Below are 18,743 nucleotides of genomic sequence, written 5' to 3'. Positions count from 1 at the left end.
CCTTAATTCATCGGTACGACGCCGGTGCGGGAAGCTGGACGTGACGACCAACGAGGCATAGAACGGTGCAATGCTGACCATCCGTCGGGAGGAGCCGGACGACGCCGAGGCGGTCGCCCGGGTGCACGTGCACGGCTGGCAGGCGGGCTATGCCGGCTTCATGCCGGACGAGGTGCTCGGGCGGCTCAACGTGGTGGCCTGGGCGCAGCGTCGCCGCGACGTCGGCACCGCCGATCCGGAGCACCCGTTCACCACACTGCTCGGCGAGGTGGACGGGTTGGTGGTGGGCTTCACCACCTTCGGGCCGTACCGCCGCAACCAGGACCGGGACGACCTGGACCAGACGGTCGGCGAGGTGGTGGCGCTCTACGTGGAGCCGGCCCGCTGGGGTGACGGGACCGCCGCCGCGCTGCTGGACGCGGCCCGGAGCGGGCTCACCGAGCGCGGCTGGGCGGGGTACCGGGCGTGGGTGCTGGCGGACAACCGGCGGGCCCGTCGGTTCTGCGAGCGCGCCGGCCTGTCACCGGACGGTGAGCGGTCGACCTATCAGGTGCCGCTGGCCGGCGGGGGCCCGCCGGTCGGGCTGGTCGAGCTGCGGTACGCCGGACGCCTCGACCGCTGACCCGTGCGGGGTCAGCCACCGGCGGATCGGCAGGAAGGCCAGCAGCGCCAGACTGATCCACACGTAGGCGTTGCTGCCCAGGAAGCCGTCCACCCCGGTGAAGTCCTTCTCCCAGAACCAGACGGTGCGGCTGATCAGCAGCGCGTACCCGATGGTCGCGGCGACCAGCAGGACCCGCCGTCGGCGGCCGGCCGGCGCGGCCATCGCGTTGTCCACCAGGAGGATCAACGCGGGCAGCAGCCAGACCAGGTGGTGCACCCAGGTGACCGGGCTGACCAGGCACATCACCGCACCGGTCAGCGCCAGGCCGGTCGCCTCGTCGCCGGCCGCGACGGCGGCCCGGGACCGCCAGGCCCAGAGCGCCAGGGTGCCGAGCACCAGCAGCAGCCACAGCAGCGTGCTCGGGTGTTCCGGGTCGAGCCGGGCGACCACCCCGCGCAGCGACTGGTTGGAGACGAAGGCCAGCTCACCCACCCGACCGGTGTTCCACAGCGCCTCGGTCCAGAACTCCCGGGACGCGTCCGGGAAGAGCGCGGCGGCCAGCAGCGACACCCCGGCAGCCGTGCCGCTGGCGGTGAGCGCGGCCCGCCACCGCCCGGTCACCAGCAGGTAGACGATGAACACGCCCGGGGTCAGTTTGATCGCTGTGGCGAGGCCGATGCCCACTCCGGTCCACCGGCTGCCCGCCGGCAGCAGCCGCAGCAGGTCCACCGCCACCAGGAAGAGCAGCAGCGTGTTGACCTGGCCGAAGTTGACAGTCTCCCGCATCGGTTCGAACGCGGCGGCCAGGCAGAGCGCCACGGCGAGGGCGAACCACCGGGTCCAGCCGGCGCGGCGGGCGATCGGGTCGACCAGCCACCAGATCAGCACCGTGGTGGTGGCCACGCTGGCGAGCACGCTCACCACGATCGCCGCCGTCCACGGCAGGTACGCCATCGGCAGCATGGCCAGTGCGGCGAACGGCGGATAGGTGAAGCCGTACTGGGTGCCCGGCTTGAGGTAGTCGTAGATCTCCCCGCCGTCGTGCACCCACCAGGTCAACGCACCGTAGTAGACCTTCAGGTCGAAGAAGCCGTGCCGGACGGCAGCCACGGCCAGGAACCCGGTGACCGCCGCGGCGAGCACCACCACCCCGACGACCTGCGCGGTCGTCCTGTTGGCACCCTGCGCCACCGTCGTCTCCCCCGCCCTGCGTAGGCTTCCGTCCCATGGCTCTCGGGTACGTCCGCCCGGCGCGTCCCGAGGACGCCGGCGAGATCGCACGCATCCAACTCGCGACCTGGCGGGTCGCGTACCGCCGGATCCTGCCTCGGCATGTGCTCGACAACCTGGACGAGGCGTTCCTCGCCCGGCGGTGGAGCGCCGCGGTGCTGGAGCCGCCCTCGGGCAAGCACCGGGTGCTGGTCGCCGTCGAACAGGCCGAGCAATCGTATCTGGTGGGGTTCGCGGCCTCCGGCCCGGCCGACGGCGAGGCGTTGGCGCCGGGTGAGCCGGCCGAGGCGCTCGGCCCGGACGTGGCGGCGGTGACCGACCTGCTGGTGGAGCCGCGTTGGGGCCGGCGGGGGCACGGCAGTCGGCTGCTCGCCGCCGCCGTCGACCTGTGGCGGGAGGACGGCCTGAGCCGGGCGGTGGCCTGGGCGTTCGAGGGCGACGAGGCCACCCGGAAGTTCCTCACCAGCACCGGGTGGGAGCCCGACGGGGCGGCCCGCGCGCTCGACGTGGACGACATGCTGGTGCCTCAGGTGCGCCTGCACGTCGCCGTTCCGGCCGAGAAGGTCGAGTGACAGGTGTGGCGGACCCGGATCGGGGCCGCCACACCGAACCAGGTCAGCCCTTGTCCGAGCCGTCGTTGGCGTCGCGGACGAAGTAGCGCTGGAACACCACGAAGATGATCGCCACCGGGATGGTGGCCAGCAGCGCGGCGCCGAGCTTGAGCGGGTACTGGGTGCCCTTGCCGAGCGAGCCGCTGACCAGGTCGGCCAACCCGCGTGGCAGGGTGAACAGGTCCGGGTCCTGCACGGACACCAGGCTGTGCGGGAACTCGTTCCAGGAGCCCTGGAACGACAGGATGGTGAGGGTGATCAGGGCCGGCTTCGCCATCGGCAGCACCACCGACCAGAAGGTGCGGAAGATGCTCGCCCCGTCGATCCGGGCGGCCTCCTCGACACTGACCGGAATCGACTCGAAGAACTGTTTCATGATGAACACGCCGGCCGCGTCGGCCAGCAGTGGCACCACCAGACCGGCGTAGCTGTTGTAGATGCCGAGCTGGTTGAGCACCAGGAACTTCGGGATCAGCAGCACCACCCCGGGCACCGCCATCACCGCGATGACGGCGGCGAACAGCCCGCTGCGGCCGCGGAACCGCAGCCGGGCCAGCGCGTACCCGGCGAGCGAGTCGAAGAAGACCCGGCCGAGGGTGACCAGCACCGTCACCAGCAGCGAGTTGCCCAGCCACAGGGGGAAGTTGGTGCCGGCGAAGATCCGTTCGAAGCCGGCAAGGGTGAGCGGGTCCGGGAACGGTGACAGCGGGTTCGCCGCCGCGTCGGGCTCGGTCTTGAGCGCGTTGCCGATCTGGATGACGAACGGGTAGAGGAACACCAGCCCGAAGAAGACCAGCGTGGCGTACCCCAGAAAGCGGGTGGCCAGGGTGCGGGCCGCGCGGTGCTGACGCCGCGCGGGCACCGCCGCCGGGCGGTCGGTGAGCACGGCCATCTCAGGACCTTTCCGGTACGCGGCGACGCCGCCAGCCGCGGCGCGGCCGGTCGGTGTCCCGCTCGGCCAGTGCGCGGCGCTGGATCAGCGTGAGCACGATGATGATCAGGAACAGGACGAACGAGATCGCCGCCCCGGAGCCGTAGTCGAAGTCCCGGAAGGCGGTCCGGTACGACAGGTAGGCGGGGGTGAGCGTGGTCTTGGCCGGGTCGCCCTGGCTCATCACGTACACCTGGTCGAAGACCTGCCAGGAGCCGATCATCCCGAGGGTGAGCACGAGGAAGGTGGTGGGCCTGATCATCGGCAGGGTGACGTACCGGAAGCGCTGCCACCGGGACGCACCGTCGAGGGTGCTGGCCTCGTCGAGCGTGACCGGCACGTTCTGCAGCCCGGCCAGGAACATCAGCATGAACGTGCCGGAGGTGGTCCAGACGACCAACGTGATGATCGAGATCATCGCCACGCTCGGGCCGGCCAACCAGTCCCACCAGCTCAGCCCGAACGGCCCGCCGTCGGCCAGCGCCGCCGGCGGCGAGTCGACGCCGAACACGCCGAACAGCAGGTGCAGCACGCCCCGGGAATCGGCGAACCACTCGGGCCCGTCGATGCCGACGAAGCCGAGCAGGGCGTTCACCGCGCCGGAGTTGGCGAAGAGGAACAGGAACACCACGCTGATCGCGACCGAGCTGGTCACCGAGGGGAAGTAGAAGGCGCTGCGGAAGAAGCTCTTGCCCTTGAGCATCCGGTTGTTGACGACCAGGGCCAGGCCGAGCGCGAGCACCGTCTGCGCCGGCACCACGATCGCCACGTAGTAGATGTTGTTGCGGATGCTGGTCATGAAGTCGCGCCGGGCCAGCCCGTCCTCGGTGAACAACTGGGTGTAGTTGCGCGCGCCGACGAACGGGACGTCGCCGGTGAAGGGACTGCCCTGGCCGTTCCAGTCGGTCAGGCTGACCCAGAGCGCCATCAGGATGGGCAGCAGCAGGAACAGTCCGAGAATGACGATCACCGGGGCGACGAAGAGCCAGCCGGCGAGGTTCTCGTCGCGTCGGGTGCCGCCCCCGCGTCGGCGCGGGCTCGACCCGGTCGCGGTGGCCGTGGCGGTCAGTGTCTCGGTTGCCATCTTCCCTCCCTTCCTCTCTCCGGCCGACGTGCGGCGGGGGCCCCGGTGGTCGCCGGAGCCCCCGCCGTCACCTCAGCTGCCGCCGAGCGCAGCCTTGGCGTTCTTGTCGAAGTTCTGCAGGACGGTCTTGGGGTCACCGTTGGCCAGCCCCTGCAGCCCGGTGTCGAGGTCCTTGAGGACGCTGTCCATCTTCGGGGCGTTCACCGGGCCCTGGGCGTACGCGGCGCCGTCGACGAACACCTTGTCCGCCGGGAAGGCGGCGGTGTACTGGTCGCGCGCCGACTGGCGGGACGGCATGACACCGAACGCCTTCGCGAAGGTCATCTGCTGCTCGCCGCTGGTCATCGCCTCGACGAACTTGATCGCCTGATCCTTGTACTTGCTCTTCGCGGCGATGCCCCAGCACTGGGTGAAGGAGAGCGTGCCCTGCCCCTTGGGGCCGGCCGGCAGCGCCACCACCTTGTACTTCACGTTGGGGAAGTCGTTCTGCAGGGCACCCTTGATCCAGTTGCCCTCGATGGTCATCACGGCCTTGCCCTTGCCGAACGCCTCACCGGACCAGCCGGCGTCGAGCTGCTTGGGGTACTTGGCCAGCCCGGTGCTGAGCATGGTCTTGACGTACTGGAGGGCGGCGAGGTTCTCCGGGGTGTCAGCGGTGGGCTGCTTGCCGTCCTTGCTGACCAGCCAGCCGCCGTTCTGCACCATGAAGGCACCGATCCGGTCCCGGGTGTCGCCGAGGGCCAGCGGGACCTGCCCCTTGGCCTTGATCTTCTGGGCGGCGGCGGTGAGCTGCTCCCAGGTCGTCGGCACATCGGCGTCGGTCAGCCCGGCCTTGGTCCACAGGTCCGTGTTGATCTGCAGGGCCAGCGTGGAGAAGTCCTTGGGCGCGCAGTAGAGCTTGCCGTCGTACGTGAAGGCGGTACGCAGGCTCTCGTAGAAGTCACCGGAGTTGCTGACCTTGTCGCCGTACGGCTCCAGGGCGCCGACGCTGGCGTAGTTGGCGAACTGGGCCGCGTCCACGTAGAAGACGTCCGGTGGGGTGCCGCCGGCGAGCGCCTGACCGAGTTGCTGGGTGAGGTCCTGGGCCGGGGTCACCGTCGCGGTGTTGCCGGAGCTGCTGGCCCACGTCGCGGCGGCGTCCTGCACGGCCTTGGTCTCGGCCTCGCCGGACGAGCCGATGAGGATCTGCAGGCTGGCCGGGCCGCTGGACTGGGCGGTGTCGCCGGAGGAGTCGTCGAAGCCGCTGCCGCAGGCCGCGGAGCCGAGGAGGGCGACGGCGGCGAGGCCCGCCACCGCTGCCCGGGTGATTGTTCGAGGTGCCATGGTTTCTCCTGGTGGGGGGTGTGGCTACGCGGTGTGCCGCAGTGCCAATGAGGGCTGGAGCAGCACGGGGTTGGGGGTCTCGTGGTCGCCGTCGAGGACCCCGGTGAGCAGGTCCACGCAGCGGGCGGCGGCCTCGCCGAGCGGCTGGCTGACGCTGGTCAGCCCGACCGCCGCGGCCACCGGTGTGTCGTCGAAGCCGATCACCGACACGGACGGGTCGACGCCGCGGATCGCCTGGAGGGCGCCGAGGGCGAGCGAGTCGCTGGCGCAGACCACCGCGCTCGGCGCCACGGCGACGAGCAGGTCACGCATCAGACGTTCGCCCTCGGCGATGCCGTCCTCGGTCTCCCGGTGCAGCCCGGTCGGGTCGACGCCCGCCGCGTGCAGCGTGTCGCGCCAGCCGGCCCGCCGGTCGTCGCCGACGCCGGAGCCGACCGGCCAGCCGATGAACGCGATCCGCCGGTGGCCGGCGTCCAGCAGCCGCCGGGTGGCCTGGGCGGTGCCGGCGGCGCCGTCCACGTCCACCCAGGGGTGTGCGTCGAGCGCGTCCCACGGGCGGCCGAAGGTCACGAACGGCACGTCCCGGTCGGCGAGCCATTGGGTACGCGGGTCGCCGTACTTGGTGCCGACCAGCACGAACGCGTCCAACTCGTAGGTGCCGAGCAGGTCGCCGTAGGTGGCGATCTCCCGTTCGTCGTCGGTGGCGGTGTAGAGCAGCACCCGGTAGCCGGCCGCGTCGGCGGTCTCGGTGAGGCCGTGCAGGAAGCGGTCGAGCACGGAGCCGTTGATGCCGTCGCGGGTCGGCTCGATCCGGGCGGCGATCAGGCGGGACCGGCCGGTGCGCATCTGCCGGGCGGCCTGGTTGGCCCGGTAGCCGAGCGCGTTGATCGCGTCCTCGACCCGCTGACGGGTCTCCTGCCGCACGATGTGCGGGGCGTTGAGCACGTTGGACACCGTCTGCCGGCTGACTCGGGCGTGCCGGGCCACCGTCGCGATGGTCACCTTTTCGGCCACTTAATCCCTCTCGCCATCTTGAACGATCCAATTTGGATAAGGCAGGATTGGATCGTTCAAGTTTCTGGAATGTTTCGCACTTTGCACCGCCAGGGGCCGCGTTGTCAAGACGTCCGCCCCGCACCCCGAGGATCTGGAGCCACACCGTGATCGAACGCCAGCTGCAACCCCTCCTGCACGAGTTGGTCGGGGTGGTCTTCGCCCCCACCAGCGCGCTGGGGGACGCGACCGGGCAGATCCGCCCGACCGGCGTCCAGGGCGTCTTCCACGCCGATGCCCGGGTGCTCTCCCGCGCCGAGCTGCTTGTCGACGACCAGGAGCTCGAAGGGCTGACCCGGGGCGACGTCGGACCGCACGGCGCGCACTTCGTGAGCCTGGCCCGCTGGCTCGGTGACCCCACACCCGACCCCACCGTCCGGGTCGACCGGACCCGCCGGGCCACCCGCAACGGTCTCACCGAGGAGCTGCGCATCCGCTCCACCGCCACTGTTGGCGTACGGGCCACCGTCTCCGTCGACCTCGGCTGCGACCTCGCCCCCATCGAGGTCGTCAAGTCCGGTCGCGCCACCGACGCGCTGGCAGCCAGCACCGGCCAGCCCGGCACGCTCACCTGGACGGGCACCGGGATCACCGTCACCGTCACCGCGCCAGGCGCCGACGTGCTCGCCGACGGCGAGCGGGCCACCACTCCCCGGCTGGTCTGGCCGGTCGACCTGCCCCCCGGCGGCGAGACCGTGCTGCGCTGGCAGTTGGCCGTCGACGACCCGCGCGCCGTCGTCGTCGGCCCGGCCGGCGAGCCCGAATGGTCCCGACCCGAGGTGAGCGCCGACGACCGACGCCTCGTCCGGCTGCTCGATCGCAGCCTCGACGACCTGCGGGGCCTCCGGCTGGCCGAGACCGGCGCCCCGGGGGACGTGTTCCTCGGCGCCGGGGTGCCCTGGTTCCTCACCCTGTTCGGCCGGGACAGCCTCTGGGCCGCCCGGATGATGCTGCCGCTCGGCACCGACCTGGCCGCCGGCACCCTGCGCGTCCTCGCCCGCCGGCAGGGCACCCGGATCGACCCGACGACCGGCGAGGCCCCCGGCAAGATCCTGCACGAGCTGCGGCGCCACGAGTTCGCCCTGCCCGAGAACGGCCTGCACCTTCCACCGGCGTACTACGGCACCGTCGACGCCACCATGCTCTGGGTCAACCTGCTGCACGACGCGTGGCGGTGGGGAATGCCCGCCGAGCAGATCGAGCCCCTGCTGCCGCACCTGGAGGCGGCGCTGCGCTGGCTCGGCGAGCACGCCGACCCGGACGGTGACGGCCTGGTCGAGTACGTCGACACCACCGGTCGCGGGTTGTCGAACCAGGGGTGGAAGGACTCCGGAGACGCCGTCCGATTCCACGACGGCACCCTGGCCACCGCGCCGATCGTGCTTGCCGAGGTGCAGGGGTACGCGCACGAGGCCGCCGTGAACGGGGCCGCCCTGCTGGACGCCTTCGGCCGACCGGGCGCCGACCGCTGGCGCGAGCACGCCGCCGCGCTTGTCGACCGGTTCCGGAAGAGCTTCTGGGTCGACGGCCGCCACGGCCCACAACCAGCGCTGGCCCTCGACCGCGACAAGCGCCCCGTCGACTCGCTGACCAGCAACATCGGCCACCTGCTCGGCACCGGCCTGCTCGACGGCGACGAGGAGGCGCAGGTCGCGCACCTGCTCACCACCGATACGATGGCCGCCGGGTTCGGACTGCGCACCATGTCCAGCGACGATGTCGGCTTCAGCCCGCTGTCGTACCACTGTGGCTCGATCTGGACCCACGACACCGCGATCGTGCTCGGTGGGTTGGCCCGCGCCGGGCACCGCGACGCCGCCCTCGGCCTGGCCGACGGACTGCTCAGCGCGGCCGAGGCGTTCGACTACCGGATGCCGGAGCTGTACGGCGGCGACGACCGGGCACTGGTGAACCGTCCGGTGCCGTACCCGGCCGCGTGCCGACCGCAGGCCTGGGCCGCGGCGGGTGCGGTGCTGCTGCTACAGGCGGCCACGGGGCTCTACCCGGACGTACCGGCCGGCACGGTCCGGCTGACGCCGCTGGCCGGGCCCGAACTCGGCGCGCTGCACGTCGACAGCCTGCGCGTGGCCGACACCCCGGTGACGGTGACCGTCGACCGCACCGGCGAAGCCACCATCACCGGCCTGCCCACCCCCCTGACCCCACCTCTCCCCACCCAACGCCGCCCCACCACCCAACCCCTCCCCCAATAACCCCCGCCCTCGCCCTCGCCCTCGCCCTCGCCCTGGCCCTGGCCCTGGCCCCGTCGATCATGGAGTTGTGATGGGCGAAAGCTCCATGTGTGCCCCTTCTGCGAGGCACCACAACTCCATGATCGACACAGGGTCAGACCGGGCGGCTCCGGCGATCTTGCGGTTTCGCTTGTCGGGATGCGTGGAATGCCCCTTGTGCCACCGCAGAAAGTGCAAGATCGCGGGGGTGGGGGTCAGCGGGCTTGTTCGGCGACCAGCTCGTCGTCGTCCATCGCGCCGGTGGGGTGGAAGCCCAGGGAGGTGTAGAGGACCGCTGCTGGGGTGTTGTCGGGGTGGTACGAGAGGCGGACCGGGGGGTTTCCGTCCTGGGCCGCCAGCCAGGGGGCCAGGGTTTGCACGGTGGCCCGGCCGACGCCCCGGCCCTGCTCGGCGGCGTCGATCAGCATCCCGCCGATCCAGTGCGAGCCGTCGTCGTCCACCCCCCACATGACGTGGCCGACGACGGTCTCGTCGGCGTACACGGCCAGGGAGTTCCACACGTCGGAGCGCATGCTGAGCAGCAGGTAGCGGGCACCCAGCGCGGCCACGAACCGGCGCTGGTCGTCGCGCGGGGCGACGTCGGCGACCGCTCGCCAGTTGTCGTCGTCGACCGGCCGGAGTGTGACCCGCCGACCGAGCCGATCCAGGTGTGCGTTATCGATCATCGGCGGATGCTACCCGGCCCGGACAGAGAGATCTTGGACAGTTTCCGTCACGGGAGAACGGAAACTGTCCAAGATCTGCGGTCAGTCGAGCAGGGCGTCCAGGCCGACGGTGAGGCCGGGGCGGTTGCGCACCGCGCGGACGGCCAGCAGCACGCCCGGCATGAACGACACCCGGTCGTACGAGTCGTGTCGGATGGTCAGCGTCTCGCCGGTGCCGCCGAACAGCACCTCCTGGTGGGCGACCAGGCCGGTGGCGCGCACCGCGTGGACGCGTACCCCGTCGATGTCGGCGCCGCGCGCACCCGGCACCTCGTCCTTGGTGGCGTCCGGCACCGGGCCGAGGCCGGCCTCGGCGCGGGCCCGGGCGATCTGCCGGGCGGTGTGGGTGGCGGTGCCGCTCGGGGCGTCCAGCTTGCGCGGGTGGTGCTGCTCGATGATCTCGACGGACTCGAAGTGTCGGGCGGCGCGGGCGGCGAACTGCATCATCAGCACCGCGCCGATGCCGAAGTTCGGGGCGATGACCACACCCACCTCGGGCCGGTCGGCCAGCCAGCCGCGCACCTGCTCCAACCGCTGCTCGGTGAAGCCGGTCGTGCCGACCACCGCGCTGATGCCCTGCTCGACGCACCACCGGAGGTTGTCCATCACGACGTCCGGCGTGGTGAAGTCGACGACCACCTCGGCGGCGGAGACGGCCGAACGACTGTCGCCCTGGTCGATCGACGCCGTCAGGGTGAGGTCGTCGGCGGCGTCGACGGCCTTGCAGACCTCGACGCCCATCCGGCCGCGCGCGCCGAACACGCCGACCCGAATCTTCTCCTGCTCGTCAGTCACGGGGCACAACCTATCCCAATCGGGACGTGCCCCAGTCGTCGGATCCGGGCCGCTCCACCGACCGGGACGCGCCCCGGACCGGGCCGCGACAGCCCTCAGACCGCGAAGTCGCCAGCGCCGAACGGGCCCACCACTGCCAACGACATCGGGCGGCTGAGCAACTCGGCGGCGAGGACGTTGACGTCCTCCACGCTGACCTCGTCGACCCGGCGGAGCAGCTCGTCGACGGGCATCAGGTCGCCGTAGAGCAGCTCACCCTTCGCCAGCCGGCTCATCCGGGAACCGGTGTCCTCCAGGCCGAGCACGAACGAGCCCTTGCTCATCCCCTTGCCCCGGGCCACCTCGGCCTCGGTCAACCCGTCGGCGGCCACCCGGGCCAACTCGGCGCGGGTCAGGGCCAGCACCTCGTCCACCTTGCCCGGCGCGCAGCCGGCGTAGACGGCGAACAGGCCGCTGTCGGCGTACTGGCTGGCGTAGGAGTAGACCGAGTAGGCCAGGCCGCGCTGCTCGCGGATCTCCTGGAACAGGCGGCTGGACATGCCGCCACCGAGCACGTTGTTGAGCACCCCGAGGGCGAACCGGCGATCGTCGAGCCGGTCGATGCCGGGGCAGCCGAGGATGACGTGCGCCTGCTCGGTCTCCTTCGGCTCCACCACCGTGGTCACCGGCCTGGTGCGTACCGCCGGGGTCGCCGCGCGGTGCGGTGCCGGACTGGCCGGGTCGCTGTCCAGCGGGGTGCCACGCACTGCCTGGCGGACCAGCTTGACCACCGTGGCGTGGTCGAGGTTGCCGGCGGCGGCGATGACGATCTGCGGCGCGGTGTAACGCCCCCGGTAGAAGTTCTGGATCTGCCGGCGGGTCATCGGGGTGACGGTCTCCGCGGTGCCGGAGATGAGCCGGCCCAGCGGGTGGTCGCCGTAGACGGCCTGGACGAAGAGGTCGTGCACCTCGTCGCCCGGCTCGTCGTCGTGCATGGCGATCTCTTCCAGGATCACGCCGCGCTCGGTCTCGACGTCGGCCGGCTCCAACAACGAGTCGGCGACCAGGTCGCACATCACGTCGATCGCCAGCGGCAGGTCCTCGTCCAGCACCCGCGCGTAGTAGCAGGTGTATTCCTTCGTGGTGAAGGCGTTGGTCTCACCGCCCACCGCTTCGATCTGCGAGGAGATCTCCAGTGCGGTGCGCTTGTGGGTGCCCTTGAAGAGCAGGTGCTCCAGGAAGTGCGCGGCACCCGCCTGCGGGCCGGTCTCGTCGCGCGAGCCGACCGCCACCCAGATGCCGAACGAGACGCTGCGCATCGCCGGAATCGCCTCGGTGAGGACGCGCAGGCCGCTGGGCAGCACGGTACGTCGTACCGTGCCGCCCAGCGGGTCGTCGCTGAGCGTCCGGGTCACCGCGCGGGCGGTGCCGCCGGAACGGCCCGCCCCGGTGCCCCGAGACGCAGCCACCCCCCGTCGATCCGGTGGAAACGGCGCGCTGAAGGCCCGACTCACGTGGTGCTCCCGGTTCGACGAGGGGTGGGTGATGCGAGGTACGACGATCAGCTGTGCCGGGTCCGGCGGCGCGGACGCTCGCCGCCCTCGCCACCCTCGCCGCCGTTACCGCCCTCGCCGCCGCGCTCCGGGCCACGCCCGCCACGGTCGCCGCCGCGTTCACGGTCACCGCGGTCACGCGGAGCCCGGTCGCCGCGGTCCCGACCAGCCGGCCGGTCGCCAGCGGCGGCCTCACCGGCGGCCGGAGCCTCGGTGCCCTCCGGGCGGACCTTGTCCAGGTAGATCTTGCCGCGGGCGTCGATGTCCGCGATCTCGACCTCGACCCGGTCACCGACGTTGAGGAAGTCCTCGACCCGCTCGACCCGCTTGCCGTCGCCCACCTTGGAGATGTGCAGCAGGCCGTCGCGGCCCGGCAGGAGCGAGATGAACGCGCCGAACGCGGCGGTCTTGACCACCGTGCCGAGGAACCGCTCGCCCTGCTTCGGGAGCGTCGGGTTGGCGATGCCGTTGATCCGGTCGACGGCCGCCTGGGCCGACGGGCCGTTGGTGGCGCCGACGTAGATCGTGCCGTCGTCCTCGATGGAGATCTCGGCGCCGGTCTCGTCCTGGATCGCGTTGATGGTCTGCCCCTTCGGGCCGATCACCATGCCGATCTTGTCGACCGGGATCTTGACGGTGGTGACCCGCGGCGCGTAGTCAGACATCTCGGCCGGAGCCTCGATCGCCGCCTTCATGACCCCGAGGATGACCTGCCGGGCCTCGTTCGCCTGCTGAAGCGCGGCGGCGAGCACGTCCGACGGGATGCCGTTGAGCTTGGTGTCGAGCTGCAGCGCGGTGACGAACTCCGGGGTGCCGGCGACCTTGAAGTCCATGTCACCGAACGCGTCCTCGGCACCGAGGATGTCGGTCAGCGTCACGTACTGGGTCTTGCCGTCCACCTCGTCGGAGATGAGGCCCATCGCGATGCCGGCGACCGGCGCCTTCAACGGGACACCGGCGGAGAGCAGACCCAGCGTCGAGGCGCAGACCGAACCCATCGAGGTGGAGCCGTTGGAGCCGAGCGCCTCGGAGACCTGCCGGATGGCGTACGGGAACTCCTCGCGCGACGGCAGCACCGGGATCAGCGCCCGCTCGGCGAGGGCGCCGTGGCCGATCTCCCGACGCTTCGGCGAGCCGACCCGGCCGGTCTCACCGGTCGAGTACGGCGGGAAGTTGTAGTTGTGCATGTAGCGCTTGCGGTTCTCCGGGGAGAGCGTGTCCACCATCTGCTCCATCCGGAGCATGTTCAGCGTGGTGACACCCAGGATCTGGGTCTCGCCCCGCTCGAACAGCGCCGAACCGTGCACCCGGGGCAGCACCCCGACCTCGGCGGTCAGCGCCCGGATGTCGCGCGGGCCACGCCCGTCCATGCGGACCTGCTCGCGCAGCACGCGGTTGCGCACCTCGGACTTGGTCAGCGAGCGGAAGGCGGCGCTGAGCTCCTTCTCCCGACCCTCGAACCGAGCGCCCAGCTCCTCGGCGACGCGGGCCTTGACCCGGTCCAGGGCTTCCTCACGGTCGGCCTTGCCGGCGATGGTGATCGCCTCGGCCACGTCGGCGCGGGCCAGCTCGGCCACGGCGTCGTACACGTCGTCCTGGTAGTCCAGGAAGACCGGGAACTCGGTGACCGGCTTGGCGGCGACCTCGGCCAGCTCGCTCTGCGCGCGGCACAGCTCACGGATCGCCGGCTTGGCGGCCTCCAGGCCGCTGGCGACGATCTCCTCGGTCGGGGCGGTGGCACCGGCCGAGATGAGGGCGACGGCGTTCGGGGTGGCCTCGGCCTCGACCATCATGATCGCGACGTCGCCGTCGTCGAGCGTGCGGCCGGCCACGACCATGTCGAAGGTGGCGCGGGCCAGCTCCTCCAGGGTCGGGAAGGCGACCCACTGGCCGTCGATGTGGGCGACGCGGGTCGCCCCGATCGGGCCGGAGAACGGCAGGCCGGAGAGCTTGGTCGACATCGAGGCGGCGTTGATCGCCACGACGTCGTACGGGTGCTGCGGGTCGAGCGCGAGGACGGTCTCGACGACCTGGACCTCGTTGCGCAGGCCCTTGACGAAGGACGGGCGCAGCGGCCGGTCGATCAGCCGGCAGGTGAGGATGGCGTCCTCGCTGGGCCGACCCTCACGGCGGAAGAACGAGCCGGGGATGCGGCCCGCGGCGTACATCCGCTCCTCGACGTCGACGGTCAGCGGGAAGAAGTCGAACTGCTCCTTCGGGTGCTTACCGGCGGTCGTGGCGGAGAGAACCACCGTCTCGCCCAGCTGGGCGATGACGGAACCGGCGGCCTGGCGAGCCAGCCGACCGGTGGAGAAGGTGATCTCACGGGTGCCGAAGGACCCGTTGTCGATCACGGCGGTGCGGGATTCGGTGCCGAGTTTGGTCTCGGTCATGTGCTGTCGTGCTCCTTCGCGTCGTGGGCCCACGACATCGGGGAGCTGCTCAGCCGGCCGGTCTTCGATCGAAGCGCCCGGGTGGTCGGCATGATGCCGAGTTCCCGGGGGCCACTACCGGAGACCGGTACGCTGACCGGCTCCCTCTCGGGTGGTCGCGCGGCCCGTGTTCTTCAGGTGGGACGCGGCACGGGGGAGCGGCCGTCCGGCCACTCCCCCGTCACGTCACCGACGCAGACCGAGCCGCTCGATGAGCGACCGGTAGCGGGCAATGTCCTTCTTCTGGACGTAGTTGAGCAACCGACGGCGCCGGCCGACCAGCAGCAGCAGCCCACGGCGGCTGTGGTGGTCGTGCTTGTGCACCTTCAGGTGCTCGGTCAGCTCCGCGATCCGCTTGGTGAGGACCGCGACCTGAACCTCCGGCGAACCGGTGTCGCCCTCGGCGGTCGCGTACTCCGCGCGGATGCTGGCCTTGGCTTCCTGATCGAGCGCCATGTTCTCCCTGTTTCGATGGGTTGATCAAGTGGGTGTCCGTCGTCCCGATGGACCGGGAACGGACCGGTACCTCGCACCCGCGGCGTCGAGCAGGCACGCGAGGCCCCACGCCGGTCACCCGACGTCCCGGCAAGACTACCAGCACTCGCCGGTAACACCCGGCGAAGGGCCTCGGTGGCGGCCCGTCACGCCACGACGATCAGGCCAACGCGCGCCTGGTGCGCTCGACGTCCTGGTTCATCTGGGCGATCAACGGCTCGATCGAGTCGTACCGGACCTGACCACGCAGGTGCGCCACGAAGTCCAGGGCCAGCCGCTCGCCGTACAGGTCGCCGGAGAAGTCCAGCGCGTACGCCTCCACCCGCCGCTCCCGGCCGGAGAAGGTCGGGTTGGTGCCCACCGAGACCGCCGCGAGCAGCGGTTCACGCTGACCGCGCCGGATCAGCCGGGCCGCGTACACCCCGTCGGCGGGCACCGCCGCGTACCGGTGGCAGAGCAGGTTGGCGGTGGGGAAGCCCAGCTCCCGGCCCCGCTGGTCGCCGCGGACCACGACCCCCTCCAGGCGGTGTGGGCGGCCCAGCGCGGCGGCCGCCGCGCCCACGTCGCCAGCGTCGACGCAGGACCGGATGTACGTGGAGGAGAAGACGGTGCCGTCCTCGGCGACCAGCGGGCCGCCCTCCACGCCGAAGCCGAACGTCCGACCCAACTGCTCCAGCAACGCGACGTCGCCGGCCGCCCGGTGCCCGAAGCGGAAGTTGCTGCCGACCACCACCAGCGCCGCGTGCAGGTGCTCGACCAGGACGTCGTGCACGAACTGTTCGGCCGGCACCCGGGAGAACTCCGGGGTGAACGGCACCACGCAGAGCACGTCCACGCCGAGCGCCTCGATCAGCTCGGCCTTGCGGGCCGGCTCGGTGAGCACCGCCGGGTGCGAACCGGGGCGGACCACCTCGGCCGGGTGCGGGTCGAAGGTGACCACCACCGACTGCACGCCCAGCTCGCGGGCCCGGGCCACGGTGTGCCCGATGGTCGCCTGGTGCCCCTTGTGCACGCCGTCGAAGACGCCGATGGTGACCACCGAGCGTCCCCACCCGCCGGGCGCCGCGTCGTAGCCCCGCCACCGCTGCATGCCGTTCCTCTCTGCTGTCCCGCCGCCGGCGGGTCGACACCGCCGGCTGCCGGCCGACGGACCTGCGCCCACGGTCAGGCCGGGGCGAGCACGATCTCCGCCCGAGCCCGGCCGTCCCGCTCGCTGACGATAGCGATCAAGCCGCCGGCCGGCCCGAACACGGCGTACGGCCCGGTGAGGCCGGCCGGGTCCAGTGGCCCACCGTGGGCGAGCACCCGGGCCTCGTCGGGCGTGGCCTCCCGGCGCGCGAAGAACCGGTCGGCCGCCGCGTCCAGGGGCAGGTTCACCACGTCCGGGGCGCGCTGCTCCAACTCGTCGAGGGTGGCCGCCTCGGCGAGGGTGAAGCCACCCACCGCGGTGCGCCGCAACGCCGTGAGGTGTCCACCGACGCCGAGCGCCAGGCCCGCGTCCCGGGCGATGGCCCGGATGTACGTGCCGGAGGAACAGGTCACGTCCACGTCCACGTCCACCACGTCCGGTTCGGTGCGGCGGATCGCCAGCACCGCCAGCCGGGAGATGGTGACCCGCCGCGCCGGCAGCTCGACGCTCTCCCCGTCGCGGACCCGCTTGTACGCCCGCTGCCCATCGATCTTGATGGCGCTGACCGCGCTCGGCACCTGGTCCACCTCGCCGCTGAGCCCGGCCAGCGCCGAGCGGATCGCGTCGTCGGTGACGTGGCCGGCCGGCACGGTGGCGGTCACGTCGCCCTCGGCGTCGTCGGTGACGGTGGTCTGGCCGAGCCGGATGGTGCCGGTGTAGCTCTTGCCCGCGCCGATCACGTACGTCAGCAACCGGGTGGCCCGGCCGACACCGATCACCAGCACCCCGGTGGCCATCGGGTCGAGGGTGCCGCCGTGCCCGACCCGTCGGGTCCTGGCCAGTCGGCGGATCCGCGCCACCACGTCGTGCGACGTCATGCCGCCGGGCTTGTCGACCACGATCAGACCATCGGTGCTCACGTCGGCCAAGCCTGCCAGATGACCGCTGTCGGAGAGTGCGTGGGCGGGCCCCCGGGTGACCCGGACGACCGGCGGGGTGCTCAGCGGACCGCGCCGGTCACCGCCCAGCCGCCGTTGCGCAGCCGCAGCAGCAGGGCGACCAGCCGGATCACCACGAACACCGTGAGCCCGGCCCAGATGCCGCCCAGCCCGAGATCGAGCGCGTACGCCAGCCAGATGGCCGGCAGGAAGCCGCCGAGCGCCGCCACGATGGTGAGATTGCGCAGGTAACGCACGTCGCCCGCGCCGATCAGCACGCCGTCGAGGGCGAACACCACCCCGGCCAGCGGCAGCATGACGACGAACCATGGCCAGGCGACGGCGGCCTGCTCGCGTACCCCCGGATCGGAGCTGAACCACGACGGCACGATGCCGGCGCCGGCGGCGATGAGCAGCGCGAAGCCCACGCCGCAGACGCCGCCGAGCAGCCCGATCCGGCGGGCGAGCGCCCGCGCCCCCGCGTCGTCGCCGGCGCCGAGCGCGGCGCCGACCAGGGACTGCGCGGCGATGGCGAGGGCGTCGAGCACCAGCGCGGTGAAGAACCAGAGTTGCAGGGCGATCTGGTGGGCACCGACGGCGGCGGCGCCGAACCGGGCGGCGACGGCGGTCGCGGACAGGAAGCTGGCCTGGAACGCCAGCCCACGGATCAGCAGGTCGCGGCTGAGCACCAGCTGCTGGCGGATCACCCGGGGCCGGGGTCGCAGCGACACCCGCTCAGCGACCAGGGCGGCCGCGAAGAGCACCCCGCAGAGCGTCTGCGCGACGACGTTGGCCACCGCCGAGCCGACCAGGCCCAGCCCGCCGGGGTAGACCAGCAGCGGGCAGAGCAGCGCGGAGAGCAGGTTGGGGCCGAGCACGAAGACCAACGGGCGGCGAGTGTCCTGCACGCCGCGCAGCCAGCCGTTGCCGGCGGCGGCGAGCAGCAGGCCGGGGGCGCCGAGGGCCGCGATCCGCAGCCACTGCGCGGCGGCGTCGGCCACCTCGCCACCACCACCGACGAGGGTACGTGCGAGCGCGCCACCGCCGAACTGCATGCCGACCGCGATCAGCAGACCGACACCGAACGCCAGCCAGGACGACTGGACGCCTTCGGAGACGGCGGCCGCCCGGTCACCCGCGCCGAACCGGCGGGCCGCGCGCCCGGTGGTGCCGTACGCGACCACGGTGCCGACCCAGGCGGTCAGCGTCATGACCGTGCCACCGACGGCGAGCGCGGCGAGCGGCACCCGGCCGAGGTGACCGACCACTGCCGTGTCGACCAGCACGTAGAGCGGCTCGGCGGCGAGCACCACGAGGGCCGGCAGGGCCAGCGCGGCGATCCGGCGCGGCGAGGCGGGTCGGTGGGCGGTGGGGGCGGTCTGACTCATCGCCGCCGATCCTGGCACGACGACAGTAAGGATCGCAATCCCGCCCAGGGCTTACCCGGTCGCCGGGCGGCCGGGTGCGGTCGGGCCGGCCGGGGCGAGTAACTGGGGTCAGAGGCTTTGGAGCTGATGTCGCAGACGAATCACGTCGTGACGTCGCAGACAAAGCGGGTGGTCACGTCGCAGACAACTCAGGCCGTGACGTCGCAGACGAAGCAGGCTGTGACATCCAGGCGAGGCGGGCC

At 71.9% G+C, this 18,743-nt stretch carries 16 protein-coding genes; 3 read left to right on the top strand and 13 right to left on the bottom strand.

Translation table 11 applies throughout. From position 1 onward, the window contains the following. Positions 1–70 precede the first annotated feature (70 nt). Complete coding sequence (locus KBX26_RS16450) at positions 71–622, top strand: GNAT family N-acetyltransferase (RefSeq protein ID WP_030336855.1); 552 nt, start codon at positions 71–73, stop codon at positions 620–622. Here the strand turns inward: KBX26_RS16450 and KBX26_RS16445 are convergent. After that, on the bottom strand, positions 521–1,795 hold the full coding sequence (locus KBX26_RS16445) for a glycosyltransferase 87 family protein (RefSeq protein WP_030336857.1): 1,275 nt from the start codon (positions 1,793–1,795) through the stop codon (positions 521–523). The genes KBX26_RS16450 and KBX26_RS16445 overlap by 102 nt on opposite strands. Positions 1,796–1,830: 35 nt before the next feature. Between KBX26_RS16445 and KBX26_RS16440 the strand changes: the two genes are divergently transcribed. Beyond that, entirely contained in the window at positions 1,831–2,406 is a 576-nt protein-coding gene (locus KBX26_RS16440) for a GNAT family N-acetyltransferase (RefSeq protein WP_030336858.1), read from the top strand. 43 nt (positions 2,407–2,449) lie between these two features. Here the strand turns inward: KBX26_RS16440 and KBX26_RS16435 are convergent, their stop codons facing one another. The 4 genes from KBX26_RS16435 to KBX26_RS16420 all read right to left on the bottom strand — a co-directional run bounded on the left by KBX26_RS16435 (position 2,450) and on the right by KBX26_RS16420 (position 6,797). Then, positions 2,450–3,337: a carbohydrate ABC transporter permease gene (locus KBX26_RS16435; RefSeq protein WP_030336860.1), complete on the bottom strand. Its 888-nt coding sequence runs from the start codon at positions 3,335–3,337 to the stop codon at positions 2,450–2,452. 1 nt (position 3,338) lies between these two features. Then, a complete protein-coding gene (locus tag KBX26_RS16430) occupies positions 3,339–4,460 on the bottom strand; it encodes a carbohydrate ABC transporter permease (RefSeq protein WP_030336863.1) in 1,122 nt (373 codons plus the stop codon). A gap of 72 nt (positions 4,461–4,532) precedes the next feature. Continuing rightward, the gene (locus KBX26_RS16425; protein WP_210861580.1) at positions 4,533–5,783 is read right to left on the bottom strand and encodes an extracellular solute-binding protein; all 1,251 of its coding nucleotides are present in this window, start codon (positions 5,781–5,783) and stop codon (positions 4,533–4,535) included. A gap of 24 nt (positions 5,784–5,807) precedes the next feature. Further along, entirely contained in the window at positions 5,808–6,797 is a 990-nt protein-coding gene (locus KBX26_RS16420; protein ID WP_210861581.1) for a LacI family DNA-binding transcriptional regulator, read from the bottom strand. A gap of 146 nt (positions 6,798–6,943) precedes the next feature. On the opposite strand from KBX26_RS16420, the gene KBX26_RS16415 reads away from it, so the two are divergent. Further along, a complete protein-coding gene (locus KBX26_RS16415; protein WP_210865797.1) occupies positions 6,944–9,049 on the top strand; it encodes a glycogen debranching N-terminal domain-containing protein in 2,106 nt (701 codons plus the stop codon). A gap of 233 nt (positions 9,050–9,282) precedes the next feature. Here the strand turns inward: KBX26_RS16415 and KBX26_RS16410 are convergent, their stop codons facing one another. From KBX26_RS16410 to KBX26_RS16375, 8 genes are all read right to left on the bottom strand, one after another. Continuing rightward, positions 9,283–9,753 (bottom strand): GNAT family N-acetyltransferase, encoded by a 471-nt coding sequence (locus KBX26_RS16410; RefSeq protein ID WP_210865796.1) that lies wholly within the window; start codon positions 9,751–9,753, stop codon positions 9,283–9,285. Positions 9,754–9,834: 81 nt separating this feature from the next. Next, positions 9,835–10,587, bottom strand: coding sequence for a 4-hydroxy-tetrahydrodipicolinate reductase (dapB, locus tag KBX26_RS16405; protein WP_210865795.1), 753 nt, complete (start codon positions 10,585–10,587; stop codon positions 9,835–9,837). Between the two features lie 95 nt (positions 10,588–10,682). Next, positions 10,683–12,080: a pitrilysin family protein gene (locus KBX26_RS16400; RefSeq protein WP_210865794.1), complete on the bottom strand. Its 1,398-nt coding sequence runs from the start codon at positions 12,078–12,080 to the stop codon at positions 10,683–10,685. Between the two features lie 47 nt (positions 12,081–12,127). After that, complete coding sequence (locus tag KBX26_RS16395) at positions 12,128–14,512, bottom strand: polyribonucleotide nucleotidyltransferase (protein WP_030337593.1); 2,385 nt, start codon at positions 14,510–14,512, stop codon at positions 12,128–12,130. Between the two features lie 225 nt (positions 14,513–14,737). Beyond that, positions 14,738–15,007, bottom strand: a complete 270-nt coding sequence (gene rpsO / locus KBX26_RS16390; protein WP_030337594.1) for a 30S ribosomal protein S15 — start codon at positions 15,005–15,007, stop codon at positions 14,738–14,740. Between the two features lie 199 nt (positions 15,008–15,206). Further along, positions 15,207–16,136 carry a bifunctional riboflavin kinase/FAD synthetase gene (locus KBX26_RS16385; protein ID WP_030337595.1) on the bottom strand — a complete coding sequence of 310 codons (930 nt, stop codon included), beginning with the start codon at positions 16,134–16,136 and terminating at the stop codon, positions 15,207–15,209. Between the two features lie 74 nt (positions 16,137–16,210). Beyond that, positions 16,211–17,113, bottom strand: a complete 903-nt coding sequence (gene truB / locus KBX26_RS16380; protein ID WP_282102213.1) for a tRNA pseudouridine(55) synthase TruB — start codon at positions 17,111–17,113, stop codon at positions 16,211–16,213. Between the two features lie 62 nt (positions 17,114–17,175). Further along, entirely contained in the window at positions 17,176–18,501 is a 1,326-nt protein-coding gene (locus tag KBX26_RS16375) for an MATE family efflux transporter (RefSeq protein WP_030337597.1), read from the bottom strand. Between the last annotated feature and the right edge of the window lie 242 nt (positions 18,502–18,743).

The organism is Micromonospora sp. C97 (genome assembly GCF_018070385.1).
Lineage (GTDB): Bacteria > Actinomycetota > Actinomycetes > Mycobacteriales > Micromonosporaceae > Micromonospora > Micromonospora parva.
The sequence above is the reverse complement of the archived record's forward strand: the minus strand, read 5'-3'. Positions and strand labels throughout refer to the sequence as shown.